Below are 15,365 nucleotides of genomic sequence, written 5' to 3'. Positions count from 1 at the left end.
ATCATTCCATGAGCAATATTACTCTGCACACGTTGTCCTCAATGAAGAAAGCGGGCGAAAAGTTCGCGGTACTTACCGCTTATGACGCTTGTTTCTCGCATGTTGTTAGCTCTGCTGGCACAGAAGTAATTCTGGTAGGCGATTCATTGGGCATGGTGCTTCAAGGCAATGACAGTACTCTACCCGTAACTGTTGAAGAGATGGCTTACCACACTCAAGCTGTCGCCAAAGGTAATCAGGGAAGCCTTATCATGGCCGACCTACCTTTCATGAGCTATTCCACTCCAGAACTTGCTATGGATAACTCCGCTGCGCTTATGCAGGCGGGTGCAAACATGGTGAAATTGGAAGGTGGTGCATGGCTTGCAGAAACTGTATCTATGCTAGCTGAACGTGGCATCCCTGTTTGCGTTCACCTTGGCCTGACACCTCAAACTGTGAATAAGCTCGGCGGTTATCGAGTCCAAGGTCGCGATAAAGAAACGGCACAACAGATGATTAACGATGCCGTTATGCTGCAGGATGCTGGCGCTAGCGTGATTTTGCTTGAGTGCGTTCCATCTATCCTAGCCAAAGAGATCACACTCGCACTGGATGTGCCTGTTATCGGTATTGGCGCAGGTTCTGACACAGACGCTCAAGTACTGGTTCTACATGACATGCTTGGCGTAACACCAGGCCGCAGCCCTAAGTTTGTAAAAAACTTTATGGCTGATGCCAATAGCATTGAAGAAGCGATCAGCCAATACGTGACTGACGTTAAAAGCGGTACTTTCCCTGCTTCCGAGCATGAGTTTGAATAAACATGATCACTCTACATACCATTGCTGATCTGCGTGCAGCCCTCAATAAAGAGCGAGCAGCAGGCAAGCGTATCGGCTTTGTACCAACGATGGGTAATCTGCATGAAGGTCACCTACAACTGATCGATCAGGCAAAAGCGAATAGCGATATTGTCGTTTCATCGATCTTTGTCAATCCTCTGCAATTTGGTGCAGGGGAAGATCTAGATAATTACCCACGTACTCTCGCTGCTGATCAAGAGAAACTGAATTCTCGCGGCTGCAACTACCTGTTTGCACCGACCGATTCGGAGGTTTACCCGAACGGACGTGAATCTCAGACACAGGTTGAAGTACCAGAGATTTCAGACCTTTATTGCGGCGCGACTCGCCCAGGCCACTTCCGTGGTGTTGCGACGGTCGTAGCTAAACTGTTTGGTATGGTTCAACCAGACGTAGCGATCTTTGGCGAAAAAGACTTCCAACAGTTGATGGTTATTCGCCGAATGACCGAAGATCTTAGCCTACCTGTAGAGATCCAAGGTGCGCCTATTGCCCGCAATGAGCAGGGCCTAGCATTGAGCTCTCGCAATGGTTACCTATCAGAGCAGGAACTGGAAACAGCCACCGTGCTTAACGCTTCGCTACGCGAAATTGAAGCCGCTCTGATTGAAGGTAATAAAGACTTCGATTCGCTGATTGAAAGCGCTCAACAGCGCTTAGAAACCGCTGGTTTCAAACGCGATTACTTGGTTATCTGTCGCAGCCAGGATCTACAACCTGCGACACCTGAAGACTCCCAATTAGTCGTACTAGCAGCTGCCTACCTTGGCCCTGCCCGATTAATCGACAATTTACAAATTAATTTGTAACCCCTCTTCCGAGTAGGGTTACACCTACTCGGAACCCCCTGATATCCCTCAGATTTTTAAATTAAACGCTCAATTATTGCTGCAGCGCAATACTTGCTATTTCAATCGTAAGTCTTATACAACCCGCTACTTTCGTGGCTTGACAACCGGGGGCTCGGTCGCGCAGACTGCTAGGACGATGAGTTCTTGCACTGCAATAAAAACAATAAAGGTTGTATAAGTGCTCAGAAAAACGGATTTTGGCCGCCCCTAAATGAGTAGAGAGGGCACAACGGTCACTGAATAAACGCCGCTTTTCACTGAATACTATCGGCCAAAAATTTGGCCATACCATCATCGTGAAGAACGAACTTTGTACATAGCTAAGCTAAGAGGCATTTCGAATGCGTGACGTTGTAATTGTAGCTGCGGGCCGTACCGCAGTTGGTACTTTCGGTGGTTCCCTATCTAAAATTGCTGCATCTGACCTAGGTGCAACAGTTATCAAAGGCCTGATCGAGAAGATCGATCTGGACCCTGCAAAAGTTGACGAAGTAATCATGGGTCAGGTTTTGACGGCTGGCTGTGGCCAGAACCCTGCCCGTCAGGCGACGCTTAATGGCGGCCTGCCAATTCAAGTTCCTGCACTAACTATCAACAAAGTTTGTGGTTCAGGTCTTAAAGCTATTCAAATGGCTACACAAGCAATCCGTTGTGGCGATGCAGACATCATCATCGCTGGTGGCCAGGAAAACATGAGCTCTTCTCCTCACGTTGTTCCAAACTCTCGTAACGGTGCTCGCATGGGCGACTGGAAAATGGTCGACACAATGATCAAAGACGGTCTATGGGACGCATTCAACGATTACCACATGGGTATCACTACTGAGAACATCGTTGAAAAATACGGCTTCACACGTGAAGAGCAAGATGCATTTGCTGCTGCATCTCAGAACAAAGCAGAAGCTGCTGTAACAGGCGGTCGCTTTAAAGATGAGATCATCCCAGTAACAATTCCTCAGCGTAAAGGCGATCCAATCGTATTTGACACTGACGAGCAGCCACGTTTCGGTTGCACGGCAGAAGCGCTAGGTAAACTACGTCCAGCATTCAAAAAAGACGGTTCTGTAACTGCAGGTAACGCTTCTACTATCAACGATGGTGCTGCTGCAGTAATCGTTTGTTCTGAAGAGAAAGCGAAAGAACTAGGTCTTCCAGTACTAGCCCGCATCAAAGCGTACGCTAACTCTGGTATTGATCCATCTATCATGGGTACAGGCCCAATCACTGCGACTCAGAAAGCACTAGAAAAAGCTGGCTGGTCTGTAGATGATCTAGAACTAGTTGAAGCGAACGAAGCATTCGCTGCTCAAGCAATGTCTGTAAACAAAGATCTTGGCTGGAACACTGACATCGTTAACGTTAACGGTGGTGCTATCGCTTTAGGTCACCCAATCGGCGCTTCTGGCTGCCGTGTATTCGTAAGCCTAGTTCACGAAATGAACAAGCGTGACGCGAAGAAAGGCCTAGCGACACTATGTATTGGTGGTGGTATGGGTACTGCACTGGCAGTTGAGCGAGACTAAGCTAGACTTAAGTCTAGTTACACCGTCCTACTCTTTAAACCGCAGCTTCGGCTGCGGTTTTTTTCTTTCTGAAACCATCATAAAAAGAGATAACTGAACAAAATCCTCCGGTCGTAGTTCAAACTGTTAAATTCTCAGACTACTTCTTCTCAGCAAAGAGGGTTATTCTGATAAACAGTTCTTATCGCTAGCTCTTTGACTGGGAAAATATCAATGGTAACTCCCCATACTCTATTGCGATTTTTTTATATTCTAATTCTATCCCTCATAATCCTTCTTGGTCTTCCGAACTTCTCTATTTGTGACCAGCAAACAGCACAAGGCTTAGCCATACTCTTCTTTATCGGTGCTCTTTGGATCAGCGAAACGCTCCCTATAACAATTACTGCGTTGTTAGTACCCTTACTTGCCGTTTTACTCAACCTCCTAGATGTTAAGCAAGCACTCTCCAACTTTGCACATCCAATTATCTTTCTCTTTCTAGGAGGCTTTTCACTAGCTGCTGCTCTGCATAAACACGATATCGATCGCGCTCTTGCCAACTATGTTTTGCATCTAACGAAGGGGCACGTTCTTTATGCCTGTTTGGCGCTTTTTATTCTTACAGCCTTTATCTCCATGTGGATATCCAATACCGCGACCACCGCTATGATGCTTCCCCTTGCACTAGGCATCCTTTCCCGTTTCGATATTAAGGAGAATCCTAAGATCTATTTTTTTATTTTGCTAGGAATTGCTTATTCAGCAAACATTGGAGGCATAGGCACGTTAGTAGGAAGCCCACCTAATGCGATTGCTGCTGCTGAGATTGGGTTAGGTTTTGCTGATTGGATCAAGATTGGAATGCCAATGGTTATTATCCTACTACCCGCTATGATCGCGTTTCTCTTCATTCTTCTTAGACCGGAATTAAAGCAACACTTTGTTTTAGAACAACAACACTTCTCCTTAACCCCCGAACGCTATGCAGTCATTACCGTATTTTTACTAACCGTGGTTCTATGGTTGTTTAGTAAACAGTTTTCAACATTTCTCGGAATAGATAAAAACTTCGATAGCATGGTAGCTATTCTTGCCGTATTGCTTTTAGGGGGGTTAAAACTCGTAAGCTGGAAAGATATAGAAACGACGACCGATTGGGGGGTATTGATCTTATTTGGAGGCGGTATAACGCTAAGCGCTATTCTGAAAAGTAGTGGTGCTAGTGCTTTTCTTGCTGAACAACTCAGCTTATTACTAAGCCAAGCCAGTTTTTTCATCTTTTTGGCTTTGATCTGTACCTTTATAATTTTTCTTACCGAAATGGCAAGTAACACTGCCAGTACAGCTTTAATGGTGCCGATTTTCATCTCGATAGCTGCAGAATTAGGCTTTCCAGAAGAGACCTTGGCCATCGCTATTGCTATCAGCGCTTCCTGTGCATTTATGCTTCCTGTAGCTACACCTCCAAATGCAATTGTATTTGGTACTGGTTATGTGCCACAAAAAAAGATGATGCGCACAGGACTGTTCCTCAATTTACTTTGCGTCGTATTGATCAGTTCTGCGCTGTACTTAATACTCGACTACAACTGAACAATTGCACCTTTGCCTACACCTTCGTAAGCACGTACCAATACCTTATCATTTGGATAAGCTTGCTTGATCTGCTTGGCCAGATGATCTGCGATCAATTCAACCGTGCTGTCCGTATCGATTAAGTAACAAACCGATGTAGGTAGGCTTATTGCAAAGTCACCCTGCGGCGCTGTGTAAGCGTAATGATGACGGCTCTCACACTGTTCAATTAGATGAGATTCCGAACCTATATAGATATCAGTGAAACGTTCAGCCCACTCTTGTTCAAGATTGAGTTCACGCTGATCATTGATATAGATTTCGATCTTAGAACGATGACCATGCGCAATACGCTGACAGTTGCCATCATGCTTCTGCAAACCATGGCTGTAGTGATAGAAAGCGCCGTCGATTTTCTCTGGAACAAAGGAGATCTTTAGCCCTTTTACTTCATTTGGGAAAAGTTCTAAAAGCTTATCCCGACACCACTCAGCCAAAGTCTTCTCTGTGATCTCAGGCATACCTACTAGGCAGATTGCAGGCTCAGGGGAACGGCAATAAAAGCTTTCACCATCCGCATAAAGCCACTCGACCTCAGTGTAGCCGTCTTGAGTAGAATGACTAAGACGTGGCATGCCCGTAGGAACCACCAGTGCATGATCTACCCATAGATCAAACCACTGCTTAACCTTCTTCTTCACAATCCCAAAATCACAGATCATGCCTTGGTCATTTAGGCTGCCATCCAGCTCTAACTGCACAAGCCACGACTCCCCCATCAACCCACGTTGAGGGTGTAAATAGGAAAAATCGACATTGGTCAGATTATCAACAAAAAGTTTCACGGCAGGGCTCCTGATTTGAAGGCGCTATAGTAGCTTAAAACCTTCAACTAAAAAACGGTGCAGGCTATAGGGACAATGCCAGTTCCGATATACTACGCACTTTAAAGCTTGTTATAGACTTACCTTATGCGCCTAGATAAATACTTAGCACAATCTTCCGGCTTTTCCCGTAAAGAAGTTCGCCGCTTTATGAAAGCGGGTGAAGTTGTTGTAAACGATATTGAAGTTACCGACCCATCCATGCATGTGGGTGAAGACGATGAGATTTATCTAAGTGGCTATCCTGTAGATGCGCCAGGTGATAAGTACATCATGCTGCATAAACCTTTGGGCTGCGTATGCTCCAATGACGACGGTACCCACCCAACGGTTCTAAGCTTGCTAGATCTACCACGGGCAGAGGAACTAACGATCTGTGGCCGACTAGATGTGGACACAACCGGTTTAGTGCTTATCACCAGTAATGGTAAATGGGCTCACAAAATCACCTCGCCAAAGCACAAAACAGGCAAGCTCTACCAAGTAACCACGGCTGATCCAATTCCTGAAGATGCCGTAGAGAAATTCAAGCAAGGTTTAATGCTGCACAATGATAAGGAGCGCACTAAACCCGCTGAGCTAACCTTAATTGCCAGTAATGAAGCCGAAGTCATTCTTACCGAAGGCCGCTATCACCAAGTTAAGCGTATGTTCGCGGCTATAGGCAACAAAGTAGAAGAGCTTCACCGCGCACGTATCGGCAATATCGAGCTCGATGAATACCTAGAACCCGGCGAATACCGTTTTCTGACAGAAGAAGAGATTAATAGCATCTAATGAGTGATACAGCCTTTAATCTAATCGCCCCTTATATCCAACGCGCTTCCGGTCGTTCGCTTTGGCTCGCTGATGAAAACTTGCTCAGTGCCAATATCCCAGCTAATGAAGCCGTTATCGCCATTACCAACCGAATTGATCTGGAACAGCATCTTTTTCGTCAAGGTTGGAAGGTTTTCTTCTCCGATTATGATCTAAGCATCATCGAAGATAACAGTTTGGACTCTGTGATCTACCGAGTATCCAAAGAAAAGCCGGTGGTACACCACCTAATTAATGAAGCTTTCCGCTGCTTAAAACCTGAAGGGAAACTTTATATTGCCGGTGAGAAAGGTGAAGGGATCAAAACCTACTTCAGCAAAGCTAAAAAGCTTTTTGGAGAGGGTGAAACCAGCAAGGCCGATAAAAACACTTGGTCCGCGACACTCACTAAAGTAAACGCTTCGAGTGAAGACCTGTTGGATGCTAAAGATTTCCACCAGCTGCGTGTCACTGCCAGTGACGAGATATTTGAGTATTACAGCAAACCAGGTGTGTTCGGTTGGGATAAAATTGATCGCGGTAGCGCCTACCTGATCGAGCATCTCGATAGCTTCTTAATGACCTTACCAGAACCGCCGAAAAACGCTCTGGATCTAGGCTGCGGTTATGGCTACTTGTCCTTGAATCTGAGCCACTTAGATATCCCGGTAACAGCGACCGATAACAACGCTGCCGCCTTAAAAGCCTGCGAGCGAAACTTTAACCGTTATCCGATTAACGGCAAAGTCATACCTGCGAGTTGTGCAGAGGGTATTACCGAGAAATTTGATCTAATCCTCTGCAACCCCCCTTTCCATGCAGGATTTTCCGTCGACGGAGACCTGACAGACCGTTTTCTAAAAGCGGCTCATGACCGTTTGAATGGCCGTGGGGTCGCCTGCTTTGTTACCAATATGCATATCCCACTAGAGCGAAAAGCTAAGCAGTTCTTCCATCAGGCTGAATGTATTGCCTCTAACGGCAACTTTAAGCTGATCAGGCTTACTCACAAGACATAAAAATGGGGCTAAAAGCCCCATTCTCTTTTGATCAACTAATACACTTCATGCCCTTCAATTTTAGGATACCCCGACCAAATACGGCTGTAGTCCATTCCATTAGTTTTCTGCATCTGCTTTTTATCCGATGTAGAAACTTCCTTTTTCATCACTTTTTCGACTTTATTCATAGATGCCGATTCACTGAGTTCCATCCCATTACTGCTATAAATAAAATTAATGGCTTGTTCGTGATCCGTATCCGCAGCCATACCTAGGGTAGGAACAAACATTAACGCAAGTAGTGTAGATTTAACTTTAAGAGACATATTATTTACCTTTCTAATTTAAGAGCTCCCTATACCACTGGGAGTTATATCGATTAATTGATATGCCCTTATGACAGAAAAGTAGACAAGTCGGTTCACCTAATAATTAAGACTAAAAAATACACTTCTTATAACTAAAAGAAGCTAAAAATTTATATTTATATCTTTCTTGCTGCGCAAAACACACCAAGAGCGGCAACTAGAATCCCTATCATTGCCAGCATCGATAACGATTCATCAAACAAGAACCACGCCTCTATCGCGGTTAAAGGGGGCACCAGATAAAAATAGCTAGCGACCTTACTCGCCTCCCCTTCGCGAATCATAATTAGCAGCAACAGTATTGCAGTGACGGATAAGCCCAATACCATCCAAGCTAATGCACCAATTAAGGTCCAGTTCCATTCCACCACACCGCTATCAAATGCATAGGCCAATATAGCCATCACAATTGCCATCGCCACGTATTGATAAAAAGCCCCCACCATCAGATCTACACCGACACCAAAACGTTTTTGGTACAAAGTGCCTAATGATATAGCGACTAACGCAATCACCGCAGCTGCCCATGCATCTCCACCAGCCAAATAGCTCCCCTGTGAATAACCTTGGCTGACCACCATAACAACACCGATTAAACCCAGAACTAAACCTAACCATTGGGTTTTCAACAGCCGCTCTTGTAACCAGATGACAGCCAACAAGGCCGTTAATATGGGCTGTAACCCCATCACCAATGAGGTAATCCCAGCTGGAAGTGACCAGTCGATTGCTGCGAAGACGCCGCCTAAGTAACAGGCATGAACGAGAAACCCCACCACCATCTGATGACCTGCTTGCGGCAAGCTACACCATTGCGGTTTACGCCATGCTAATAAGCCCGCAAAGACAACAATCGTCAGCAAACTACGTACTAGTAGGACGCTGAAAGGCTCCATATAAGGCACCGCATACTTGGCACCGATAAAACCGGTACTCCAAATACCCACAAACGCCCAAGGAACTAAAGTTATCCACTGCTGTTTATTCAGCATGACTGACTCTCTACAAACTATCTAAATTGATTGCATCACTGTAGAGAGAACAGGCTAAACAAAAAAGGGACACAGACAGGTCAGTTTCAAGGGTACAGAAAAGCCTCAAATTGCACTTGTCTGTAAATTTATACAAACTGTACCCATGAAAAAGTATTTACTGTTGGTACAACAGCTTAGCTCTAGAATCGAAAGCGGTGATTTATCGCCCGGCACCCGCTTGCCCTCTATCCGGGCCTTAAGCCTGCAATATCAGTTAAGTAAAAATACCATCATCAAAGGCCTGACTGAGTTAGAGCAGTCGCAACTGATTTACGCTAAACCACGACTAGGGTTCTTTGTCTCCTCCCCGAAAAACTCAGTTCCTGCCATCAAACCGCGAAAAGTTAAGTTGGGCTCGACTGCGTTCAGTGTTTTGGGCGCAGCGAATCAACATGGGCACTTAGCTCTCGGTTCGGCTTACCCCGATTCCAGATGGCCAACGGTCGCTTGGTATTATCAGCAGCAAGCCAAACATACTCGTCATTGGGCACACACCAGTGAAAAACGCCGCAGCCATTACAGCACCCCGCCGGGCGATCCTAAACTTCTGTCCGTATTAGCTGATCACCTGAATGCCACCGCATTTAGCTGTAATAGTGAAGAGATTGTGATTACCCATGGCGCTCAGGAAGCTTTATCACTCTGCTTACGCTCTGTTGCCCAGATAGGGGACACTATTGCCGTTGAATCACCCTGCTACTACGGCACTCTGCAGTGCATTGAAGCTTTGGGGCTTAAGGTATTGGAACTGCCGTCAGATCCACTCCTAGGGACTAATTTAGATGCTCTAGAAACCGCCCTAACTCAATGGCCGATTAAAGCGGTACTGACCAACCCAAGCTTTAATAACCCGTTGGGCTTCAATCTAGATTTAGCAAGTCGACAGCGCTTAATGGTCATTGCCAACAAGTGGGATATTGCAGTTATTGAAGATGATGTTTTCGCAGAATTGAGTTTCAATCAACAAAGACCAACAGCGCTTAAAGCGATGGATACCGATCAACGGGTGCTTCATTGCGGTTCTTTTTCTAAGACAGTAGATGCTGATATAAGGCTGGGCTGGGTACTACCCGGGCGCTACTACGAACAAGTTAACTTCCAAAAATTTGTTACCAGCATCGCCTGTTCTGCCATATCGCAACAAGGCATCAGTGAATTACTGATAGGCCGCCGTTATCGCCGTCATCTCTCACAAGTTAGTCGTGGCTACCAAGAGAGAGTCGAGATGCTCGATGAAGATATCCGTCAACATTGGCCCAGTAACACCTGCTTTATCAAACCAAGCGGCGGTATTTTGCAGTGGTTTACACTGCCTAAACAGGTCAATAGCGACCAACTATTTCAACAAGCGCTTGAGGCAGGTATTGGCATTTCACCCGGTAACCTCTTTTGTGCAGACCAGCGTTTTAATCACCATATCCGCTTATGTTTTGCCCATTACACTCGACAAAAAGAACAAGTCGACGCTATTGCACAGTTAGGCAAATTAATCGCTTCGTACTAATCTATTCCCTAAGTGTTACAAAGATGAGCAATTCTCTCCAACGTACGTAAATTAAGGCTTTCGGCAAGTAGCACTCAGACTATCAACGAACTTATCCACAGATTATTGGGATAAGTTATTACCGAGACGACTTGAGGATAAAGCTATTATTAGGCACATTGGGATATAACAGACTCAAGCCAGCCATAAACAACATAGAAGGTTGAATACGATGAAATTCATTAAAATGTCACTGTTTATATTCTGCATCGCCAGCATTAATACTGTGCATGCCTCTAATGAATTTATAAAACAAGCCGTTGCTGCAGAACACCGCAGCGAAAAGAATATAGCGCGTGATGTTTATCGCCACCCTGTAGAGACACTCTCTTTTTTCGGCATAAAACCCGATATGACTGTCCTTGAAATATTACCTGGTGGCGGCTGGTACACAGAGATCCTTGCGCCGATGCTGAAAGACAACGGACATCTCACCTTAGCGAGCTTCGGCGCCGATCACCCAAACAACTTTTTACAGGGCTTACACAACAAACTTGTGACAAAGCTACAAGCCAATCCATCAGTTTATGGAAAAGCCGATGTAGTGGTGTTTAAGAAAGGTGATACCTATTTAGCTGAAGTTCCGGATAGCTCTCAAGATATGGTGGTTACGTTCAGAAATACCCATAACTGGATACGCTTTGGGGGCATAGAAGAGGTCTATCCTTCTTTTCATCGCGTGCTAAAAAAGGGCGGTACTCTTGGTGTAGTTCAACACCGCGCTAAAGATGGCAGTGATTACAAAGAAAGCGCTGAAAATGGCTACGTTCCGGAAGCTTATCTAATTTCATTTATTGAAGGTTTAGGATTTGAACTCGTTGAGACGTCTGAGATCAACGCCAATCCTAAAGATACTAAGGACCACAAAGTTGGCGTCTGGTCCCTACCACCGAGCTATCGTTTAAAAGAAGTTAATAAAGCGCATTACCAAGCAATCGGTGAAAGTGACCGTATGACATTACGCTTTGTAAAGCTCTAAGGTAAAAGAATACTGGATCAATAGCGAATTAGAGCTAATTGAGCTGTGAATAAACTTACAAGCATATACTGCACTTCAAAGTAGCAAAATGTGAACAATCATCCAGAGCCCTTATGTTTATTGGGCTTTAGTAATTCACACTCAAACTATCAACGTACTTATCCACATAAAACTTGGATAAAACTAATGTGGATATATTCACAGATATAAAAAAACCGCCGATAAACGGCGGTTTTTAATTCCTAGAAAGGAACGTTGATGTTATGCGTTTGCAGCGATGATATCGCGTAATACCATCGGCAAGATGCCTTTGTGGCGAATTTGATCCAGCTCAGAAGAAGTATCAACACGAGAGGTCAGCTCCAACTGCTGTGATGAACCGTCCGCGCGGTTTATAGTCAAGCCAACTGTGCCGCGTGGTTCCAGAGTATCGATACCACTCAGGTCGAAGGTTTCTGTGCCATCCAGATTTAATGATGCACGTGTCAGACCTTCAGGAAGTTGCAGCGGTAATACACCCATACCCACCAAATTTGATTTGTGAATACGCTCAAAGCTTTCAGCGATAATCGCTTTAACACCCAGCAGCGCAGGACCTTTTGCAGCCCAGTCTCGTGATGAACCTGTGCCATAAAGCTTGCCACCAAATACAACGGTAGATGTACCTTCAGAACGGTAGCGCTCAGCCGCATCATAGATAGACATCTGTGCTGGAGCTGCATTAGACGAATAATAGTTCGTTACTGCGCCAGTAGTACCTGGAAGCAACAAGTTTCGGGCTTTTACGTTGCCGAAAATACTGCGCAACATAACATGGTGGTTACCACGACGTGCACCCAGAGATGTCATATCTTCGTCTGCAACGCCTTGTGAACTTAAATATTCACCTGGAGGTGAATCTGGACGAATTCGGCTAACTGGGGAAATATGATCGGTGGTTGTGTTGTCATCACACATAACTAACATACGCGCACCTGAAATATTGTTTAGTGAATCTTCAGGTGTTTCCAGTGAGAAACCATCAAAGAAAGAGATCTCTTGGATATACGTAGAATCTGCAGCCCAGTCATACACAGGACCCGTTGGAGATTCTAGGTTCTGCCATGTAGCAGGGCCATCCAAAGAGTTTTCGTAGGTTTCGCGGAACGCTTTCGGATCCATGCATTCAAGCATGGTCTGGCTTATTTCAGCGTTGCTCGGCCAGATATCCTTAAGGTAAACATCGTTACCGTTGGCATCCTGACTAATTGGCTGTGTCGTAACATCGATATTCACATTGCCAGCCATCGCCATAGCAACCACCAGCGGTGGAGACATAAGGAAGTTGGTATCAACATCTGGATGCACACGACCTTCAAAGTTACGGTTACCCGATAAAACAGACGCAGCGATAATATCGTGGTTCTGCAACGCTTCTTCGATGCTTGGTGCTAGAGGACCAGAGTTACCCACACAGGTAGTACAGCCGTAACCCGCAGTATTAAAGCCCAAAGCGTCCAAGTGCTGCTGTAGGCCAGCCTTGGTTAGGAAGTCGGTAGCAACCGGTGACCCTGGAGCCAAAGACGTTTTAACACCATCAGGTACTTTCATACCGAGTTCATTGGCTTTCTTAGCGAGCAGACCCGCAGCTATCAACAGACCCGGGTTAGAGGTGTTGGTGCAGGCTGTAATCGCAGCAATCACGATATCGCCGTCTTTTAACTCACGCTCAGGAAGCGGTGCAAAAATACCCGCTTCGTCTGCTTTCATCGGCATCACTGTAGCGACTTCAGGGTTACGCTCTTTACCTTTCTCTTGGCCTTCAGCGGCTGCTTTCTGGAAAACTTTACCAATCTCAGCTAGAGGCAATCTATCTTGAGGTCGTTTCGGGCCCGCCACAGACGGTTCAACGGTAGACAGATCAAGCTGCAGAAGATCGGTATAACGCGGCAATGCCTGACCTGGTTTCCAAGCCATATTCTGTGCTTTGTAGTATGCCAGTGGCAGATCACCGTCCCTGCCGGTAGCTCTCATATACTCTGCAGAGATCTCGTCAAACGGGAAGAAGCCCATGGTTGCGCCATATTCTGGCGACATGTTTGCAATCGTTGCACGATCAGGCAGAGAAAGATTGGCACAGCCTTCACCCACGTATTCAACAAACTTACCCACCACACCCGCTGGATATTTACGCAGCATTTCAGTGATGGTTAGGACTAAATCTGTTGCTGTTACACCTTCTCTTAGTGCGCCTGTTAACTCTACACCGACCACTTCAGGTGCCAGCATTTGCATCGGTTGACCCAGCATAGAAGCACCGGCTTCAATACCACCTACACCCCAGCCAACAATACCCAGCGCGTTCGCCATTGGTGTGTGACTATCCATACCAATTAGCGTATCCGGTGCCATCAATCCATTAATGTCTAGGTAACCCTGAGCCAGATACTCGAGGTTAACCTGATGCACAATACCGGTTTGTGGTGGAATAATTCGGATCGTTTCAAATGCTTGCGCACCCCATTTCAAGAAGGCATAACGTTCTTTGTTACGTTCCGCTTCTAGTTCACCATTGATTTTTAGTGAAGCCGGGCTGCCCGTATTATCCATTGTTACCGTATGGTCGATAACTAGATCTGCTCGTACTAGAGGTTCAATAATTGCTGGATTTAAGCCCATACGCTGAACCGCTGAACGCATCGCAGCAAAATCAACAATCGCTGGCGTACCACTCAAATCGTGCATGATGACACGACCCGCCGTAAAAGGAATTTCGATCGGCTTTGTACCTTGGTGCTCTGTCCAACTTCCAAGCGCCTGAACCTGCTCAGCGGTTACGCCGTTTTGGCCAACATTTCGAGCAATTCCTTCCAAGATAGGACGAAGTGAAAATGGTAATGCATCAAGATCGATACCAAACTGTTCTGCGGTATCTGGAAGACTATGGTAGCTGTGCTCTGTTCCTGAGAGTGTTCGAACAGAGCTAGATGGATCGAAATGGGTCGGGCTTGTCATTTTTTATACCTCACGCAGATAGGACGCGGCTGAAGCCATAACCTTTATTTTTACGAGTCCTCGTTCACTAGAACTGCTCGATTTCCTTGTTGGTTACATTTCAGGCGTCACACGAACCGCTATTGCAGAACATCCTAGATTTTATCGGCCGTCGTACCGATATTTTCTGCAACACAAATTATTACTTTATTAAGATTGTCGACAATATTAGACAATAACCGACTCAAAGCAAGTAATACGGGCATGAAATTGCATATATTACATACAATCTAAGACTATTTGCTAGTAAAAACGGGTGTTTTTTGAACAGAACCGAAGAAATTTGAATCAAGCTCGCTGCATTTCAGATAGAGCTCGGAACTGGATTATGGGATCGATAAGAAAGCGATGTTTAAGCTATAGATAGAGGGTGCGCTAAGAAAGCTAGAGGCGTTTATCACTATCAGTAACCTCGATTTAGAAACTAGGATTTAGCTTGGAGAAACATCCATCCTTGGGTAATTGGGGTTCGACAGTGGGTAAAAACTCCCCGAAGAAACATCTAATAATTAACCTAGCTTCTGTTTAGCTAATTTAGATAACAAAGGCTGTCATCAAATTGCGTTATAGAAGGAGAGCAAATTAATTCCACTTACCTCTCCAATAGAAGACTGTACCAACGAAACCACGGACTGGCGGACTATGCGTCAGCAACGAGCACAGAAACAAAGGCTAATTAAGCAATCCCTTGAAAAATGATTATTATTTTCAATTAAGAAAACAATTAAAACCAATTTTAAATGATTACTATTTTCAATAAAGGCAAAAACTGCCATTTTTTATAATAAAAATAGATACCTACAACCAATGTATACCCTCTTTAAAAGCCTTGATTTAAGTACTATTTTTTAAATTTATAGCGACTATTAGCCTCATTTAAATAGTTTTGATTGAGCTGTTTGCCTGTTTTTTTTTATAATCTGCGCACAAATCATAACTAGATTTAAGT

12 protein-coding genes are annotated in these 15,365 nt (G+C 45.1%); 8 read left to right on the top strand and 4 right to left on the bottom strand.

All coding sequences use genetic code 11. The features are described from left to right. Positions 1–8: 8 nt before the first annotated feature. The 4 genes from panB (at position 9) to ACMXYS_RS02025 (ending at position 4,794) form a co-directional block, all read left to right on the top strand. On the top strand, positions 9–803 hold the full coding sequence (gene panB, locus ACMXYS_RS02040; protein ID WP_415883329.1) for a 3-methyl-2-oxobutanoate hydroxymethyltransferase: 795 nt from the start codon (positions 9–11) through the stop codon (positions 801–803). A 2-nt stretch (positions 804–805) separates the two neighbouring features. Next, complete coding sequence (panC, locus tag ACMXYS_RS02035) at positions 806–1,654, top strand: pantoate--beta-alanine ligase (RefSeq protein ID WP_415883328.1); 849 nt, start codon at positions 806–808, stop codon at positions 1,652–1,654. Positions 1,655–2,037: 383 nt separating this feature from the next. Further along, positions 2,038–3,219, top strand: a complete 1,182-nt coding sequence (locus ACMXYS_RS02030) for an acetyl-CoA C-acetyltransferase (protein ID WP_415883327.1) — start codon at positions 2,038–2,040, stop codon at positions 3,217–3,219. A 195-nt stretch (positions 3,220–3,414) separates the two neighbouring features. Continuing rightward, positions 3,415–4,794: an SLC13 family permease gene (locus tag ACMXYS_RS02025; RefSeq protein ID WP_415897433.1), complete on the top strand. Its 1,380-nt coding sequence runs from the start codon at positions 3,415–3,417 to the stop codon at positions 4,792–4,794. Here the strand turns inward: ACMXYS_RS02025 and ACMXYS_RS02020 are convergent. Further along, positions 4,785–5,621 carry a 6-carboxytetrahydropterin synthase gene (locus ACMXYS_RS02020; RefSeq protein WP_415883325.1) on the bottom strand — a complete coding sequence of 279 codons (837 nt, stop codon included), beginning with the start codon at positions 5,619–5,621 and terminating at the stop codon, positions 4,785–4,787. The genes ACMXYS_RS02025 and ACMXYS_RS02020 overlap by 10 nt on opposite strands. Positions 5,622–5,747: 126 nt before the next feature. On the opposite strand from ACMXYS_RS02020, the gene ACMXYS_RS02015 reads away from it, so the two are divergent. Both ACMXYS_RS02015 and ACMXYS_RS02010 read left to right on the top strand, forming a co-directional pair. Next, complete coding sequence (locus ACMXYS_RS02015) at positions 5,748–6,437, top strand: pseudouridine synthase (protein WP_415897432.1); 690 nt, start codon at positions 5,748–5,750, stop codon at positions 6,435–6,437. Next, entirely contained in the window at positions 6,437–7,477 is a 1,041-nt protein-coding gene (locus ACMXYS_RS02010; protein ID WP_415883323.1) for a methyltransferase, read from the top strand. Before ACMXYS_RS02015 ends, ACMXYS_RS02010 begins: the two co-directional genes overlap by 1 nt. A 35-nt stretch (positions 7,478–7,512) precedes the next feature. Here the strand turns inward: ACMXYS_RS02010 and ACMXYS_RS02005 are convergent, their stop codons facing one another. Continuing rightward, positions 7,513–7,785: a hypothetical protein gene (locus tag ACMXYS_RS02005; RefSeq protein WP_415883322.1), complete on the bottom strand. Its 273-nt coding sequence runs from the start codon at positions 7,783–7,785 to the stop codon at positions 7,513–7,515. 158 nt (positions 7,786–7,943) lie between these two features. Then, the gene (locus tag ACMXYS_RS02000; RefSeq protein WP_415883321.1) at positions 7,944–8,819 is read right to left on the bottom strand and encodes a DMT family transporter; all 876 of its coding nucleotides are present in this window, start codon (positions 8,817–8,819) and stop codon (positions 7,944–7,946) included. A 145-nt stretch (positions 8,820–8,964) separates the two neighbouring features. Here ACMXYS_RS02000 and ACMXYS_RS01995 point away from each other — a divergent pair, with 145 nt between their 5' ends. Beyond that, positions 8,965–10,365 carry a PLP-dependent aminotransferase family protein gene (locus ACMXYS_RS01995; RefSeq protein ID WP_415897431.1) on the top strand — a complete coding sequence of 467 codons (1,401 nt, stop codon included), beginning with the start codon at positions 8,965–8,967 and terminating at the stop codon, positions 10,363–10,365. A gap of 211 nt (positions 10,366–10,576) precedes the next feature. Next, positions 10,577–11,383 (top strand): class I SAM-dependent methyltransferase, encoded by an 807-nt coding sequence (locus tag ACMXYS_RS01990; protein ID WP_415897430.1) that lies wholly within the window; start codon positions 10,577–10,579, stop codon positions 11,381–11,383. A 261-nt stretch (positions 11,384–11,644) separates the two neighbouring features. On the opposite strand, the gene acnA is transcribed toward ACMXYS_RS01990, so the two are convergent. Continuing rightward, complete coding sequence (acnA, locus tag ACMXYS_RS01985) at positions 11,645–14,377, bottom strand: aconitate hydratase AcnA (protein ID WP_415897429.1); 2,733 nt, start codon at positions 14,375–14,377, stop codon at positions 11,645–11,647. Positions 14,378–15,365: the final 988 nt, after the last annotated feature.

This window comes from Neptuniibacter sp. QD57_21, from assembly GCF_047778075.1.
In the GTDB taxonomy this organism is placed as follows: domain Bacteria; phylum Pseudomonadota; class Gammaproteobacteria; order Pseudomonadales; family Balneatricaceae; genus Neptuniibacter.
Note: the sequence above shows the minus strand (reverse complement) of the source record. Positions and strands in the feature narration are given on the sequence as shown.

Excerpts from the sequence above, each read along its gene's own strand:
- panB (WP_415883329.1), top strand. The coding sequence starts at position 9 with ATGAGCAATATTACTCTGCACACGTTGTCCTCAATGAAGAAAGCGGGC.
- panC (WP_415883328.1), top strand. The coding sequence starts at position 806 with ATGATCACTCTACATACCATTGCTGATCTGCGTGCAGCCCTCAATAAA.
- ACMXYS_RS02030 (WP_415883327.1), top strand. The coding sequence starts at position 2,038 with ATGCGTGACGTTGTAATTGTAGCTGCGGGCCGTACCGCAGTTGGTACT.
- ACMXYS_RS02015 (WP_415897432.1), top strand. The coding sequence starts at position 5,748 with ATGCGCCTAGATAAATACTTAGCACAATCTTCCGGCTTTTCCCGTAAA.
- ACMXYS_RS02010 (WP_415883323.1), top strand. The coding sequence starts at position 6,437 with ATGAGTGATACAGCCTTTAATCTAATCGCCCCTTATATCCAACGCGCT.
- ACMXYS_RS02005 (WP_415883322.1), bottom strand. The coding sequence starts at position 7,785 with ATGTCTCTTAAAGTTAAATCTACACTACTTGCGTTAATGTTTGTTCCT.
- ACMXYS_RS02000 (WP_415883321.1), bottom strand. The coding sequence starts at position 8,819 with ATGCTGAATAAACAGCAGTGGATAACTTTAGTTCCTTGGGCGTTTGTG.
- ACMXYS_RS01995 (WP_415897431.1), top strand. The coding sequence starts at position 8,965 with ATGAAAAAGTATTTACTGTTGGTACAACAGCTTAGCTCTAGAATCGAA.
- ACMXYS_RS01990 (WP_415897430.1), top strand. The coding sequence starts at position 10,577 with ATGAAATTCATTAAAATGTCACTGTTTATATTCTGCATCGCCAGCATT.
- acnA (WP_415897429.1), bottom strand. The coding sequence starts at position 14,377 with ATGACAAGCCCGACCCATTTCGATCCATCTAGCTCTGTTCGAACACTC.